The sequence below is a fragment of the Aliiruegeria sabulilitoris genome (assembly GCF_001558155.1).
In the GTDB taxonomy this organism is placed as follows: domain Bacteria; phylum Pseudomonadota; class Alphaproteobacteria; order Rhodobacterales; family Rhodobacteraceae; genus Tropicimonas; species Tropicimonas sabulilitoris.
In genome coordinates, this window is the sequence record NZ_LOAS01000131.1 from 1 (window position 1) to 463 (window position 463).

Genomic DNA, 463 nt, shown 5'->3' on the forward strand with positions numbered 1-463 from the left:
GCATCGGCTTGAAGACCCGGTTGTAGAAATTGGAATAGCTCTGCACCTTGCCGACCGAGTTGGGGAAGACGAGATCCAAAGCACTGTCGGGCGCTTCCTGCTTCCAGGACGCGAGCGTGTTCTTCACCATCGGCGCCATCGGGATATCCCGCACCCCGGCACGGCTCTTGGGCGCGCCAATCTTGCCTTGCTCGTCGGCGCGCTGGCGAACGAAGATCACCCCGCGATCGAGATCGACATGTTTCCAGGTCAGCCCGCGCAGCTCGGAGACGCGCATGCCGGTGAAGATGGCGGTGACCAGCAGCGCGCGATGGCTCTCCGGGGCGTTGTCGAGGATCCTGCGGATCTCGTCCTTGGTCGGGATGATGCGTTCCTCGGTGCCACGCTTCGAGCGCTTCATCTTCACCTCGAGCCCGACATTGGCCGCCATCCATTCGCGCTCGACCGCCTCGGAGAGGATGGA

Annotated in this window: 1 protein-coding gene; it reads right to left on the reverse strand. The window is 63.3% G+C overall.

What is annotated here, in order from left to right; genetic code table 11:
- Positions 1 to 463: tyrosine-type recombinase/integrase (locus AX756_RS24865; protein ID WP_156461703.1), on the reverse strand; the 463-nt coding region annotated here is incomplete at both ends.